This is a genomic window from Streptosporangium fragile (genome assembly GCF_039534445.1).
GTDB classification, from domain to species: Bacteria; Actinomycetota; Actinomycetes; order Streptosporangiales; family Streptosporangiaceae; genus Streptosporangium; species Streptosporangium fragile.
The window spans coordinates 1-820 of the sequence record NZ_BAAAVI010000185.1 but is presented as its reverse complement, the minus strand read 5'-3'; the positions used below and the strand labels follow the sequence as shown (position 1 = coordinate 820).

The 820-nt window shown below is 73.8% G+C and carries 2 protein-coding genes; both read left to right on the top strand.

Annotated features, from left to right (window positions below; genetic code table 11):
• Positions 1-616, top strand: a 616-nt coding sequence (locus ABD841_RS40560) for a condensation domain-containing protein (RefSeq protein ID WP_344982407.1), incomplete at its 5' end; no start/stop codon positions are given.
• On the top strand, positions 603-820 hold a 218-nt coding region (locus ABD841_RS40555), incomplete at its 3' end, for a condensation domain-containing protein (protein ID WP_344982406.1). The genes ABD841_RS40560 and ABD841_RS40555, both read left to right, overlap by 14 nt.

Sequence of the window (820 nt, the reverse complement as noted above, 5' to 3'; positions counted from 1 at the left end):
GGAGGACGTCTTCCCCGGGGTGGACCTGTCCCGGACCGTGGGCTGGTTCACCACCTTCCACCCCGTCAGGCTCGACCCCGGGCCCGCCGACTGGTCCGACCTGTCCGGTCCCACCGCCGGCCAGGCGATCAAGCGCGTCAAGGAGCAGCTTCGCGCCGTGCCCGACGGCGGCATCGGGTACGGGCTGCTCCGCCACCTCACCTCCGCCGGTGCCGGGCTGACCCGCCGCCCCACCCCGGAGCTGGCCTTCAACTACCTGGGCCGGGTCGAGGCCGCCGCCGGGACCGACTGGTCTCCGGCGCCCGAGTCCGAGGCGGTGGGCGGCGGGCACGCGCCGGGCCTCGCCCTCCCGCACGCGCTGGAGGTCAACGCCGTCACCCGGGACCTGCCGGGCGGGCCCCGGTTGCGGGCGACCTGGTCCTGGGCGGGGCGCCTGTACGACGAGGAACAGGTCAGGGAACTGGCCGAGGCGTGGTTCGCCGCGCTGACCGGCCTGTCCCGGCACACAGGCGGCGGCCTGACCCCGTCCGACCTGATCGTCCCCATCGCCCAGGAAGAGATCGACGCGTTCGCGGCGGAACTCGACGCGGAGTGGAGCGCACGTGAGCCAGCTTGAGGACATCCTGCCGTTGTCGCCGCTGCAGCACGGCCTGTTCTTCCACGCCCTGTTCGACGAGGCGGCACCCGACGTCTACACCGCCCAGCTGGTCCTTGACCTGGACGGCCCCCTGGACGCGTCCCGGCTGCGGGACGCCGTGGCCAGGATGCTCCGCCGTCATGCCAATTTGCGGGTCTCGTTCCGGCAGCGGGCCGGGGGTGA